Below are 1,145 nucleotides of genomic sequence, written 5' to 3' on the forward strand. Positions count from 1 at the left end.
TGCATCGATGTCACGGGCGGCGCGACCGGCAGCGGCAGCCTGCTCGTCCAGCAGACCTGCAACGGCGGCAACAGCCAGAAGTGGGTCCGGCAGGCGAACCCCTGATCCCGGATGATCCCGGAGTGGCCGAAGCCTGACGGCGTCGTGGACGCCTGAACCGTGCGCGTACGCATGGGTGGTGCCCTTGCCCTGATGAGGGCGGGGGCGCCGTGGTGTGCCGGGGAGGGTCAGTGCAGGATGCCGGCGATGATGTCGCGGGCACCCTGACGTAGCAACTCGGCGGCGACCCGGGACCCGAGGGCACCCGGGTCGTTCCGCGTCTCGCTCCACAGTCGGGCGTGGGCGCATTTCGAGCCGTCGCGGGAGAACACCATGGCGCGCAGGCCAAGTCGCCCGTCCGGCTCCGTGGTGCAGTACCCGGCGATGGGGCTGTTGCAGTGCCTGCGCAGCCCCGCACGGGCGGACGGATCGGAGACGTGACGGAGGATGCGGACACGCGGCCGATCAGAGGGGGCGAGTTCGTGGCGCTGGAGGATCTGCCGAACTGCGGCTTCAGCGACCGGGTCGTCCAGCTGTGCCGCGACCGCTTCCCGGACGCCGGGTCATGCATGGGGCCGAAGCACACCATCGGACTATGAGCATGAACGAGGGATCGGTGGCCCGATTTCCCCTCGCCGACCCGGGCCACAAGCAGCGGCTGGAACGAGCCACTCTCCGGCGGCATCCGCCACGCGGGTGCCCAGCCTGGATCCGCGTCCTGCCGCTGGGCAGACCGCACACCGTTCCATTCGCGATGCCGTCCTGCACTTCGGCGAGTTCGCGCCCGGCTGAGCCTGTCCGGGCACGTCTGGCGCCTCGCCCCTGTTGCCCGATACTGTGCGGTCGGCAGGCGCGTCTGCCGACTCCGCCCATTGTGTCCCCACACGGCACCGGCGTTCGAGGTGGAAGGTTCAAGAGTGCGCGGCGCCGCCGCCCCTGGGGAAGCGTGCGCAGCGCCGACTTGACCGTCTGTCACCTTCGGGCGCTGTGTGGGAGCCCCGGCAGGACTACCTAGGGTGCGTATCGAGTCGTGATCAATCTGCGGGATGTGCCTTCGTGGCACGGTCTGGTCCGGTAGACCGTCGTACGTGACGCGAGTGCAACTG

At 69.7% G+C, this 1,145-nt stretch carries 2 protein-coding genes; one reads left to right on the forward strand and one right to left on the reverse strand.

The features are described 5' to 3' along the window. Window positions 1-227: 227 nt before the first annotated feature. Window positions 228-536: a hypothetical protein gene (locus ABZY11_RS44640; protein WP_356484640.1), complete on the reverse strand. Its 309-nt coding sequence runs from the start codon at window positions 534-536 to the stop codon at window positions 228-230. Between ABZY11_RS44640 and ABZY11_RS44645 the strand changes: the two genes are divergently transcribed. After that, the gene (locus ABZY11_RS44645; RefSeq protein ID WP_356484639.1) at window positions 477-638 is read left to right on the forward strand and encodes a hypothetical protein; all 162 of its coding nucleotides are present in this window, start codon (window positions 477-479) and stop codon (window positions 636-638) included. The two genes, ABZY11_RS44640 and ABZY11_RS44645, sit on opposite strands and share 60 nt — an antisense overlap. Window positions 639-1,145 lie beyond the last annotated feature (507 nt).

It is taken from the genome of Streptomyces sp. NPDC006510 (assembly GCF_040611955.1).
Lineage (GTDB): Bacteria > Actinomycetota > Actinomycetes > Streptomycetales > Streptomycetaceae > Streptomyces.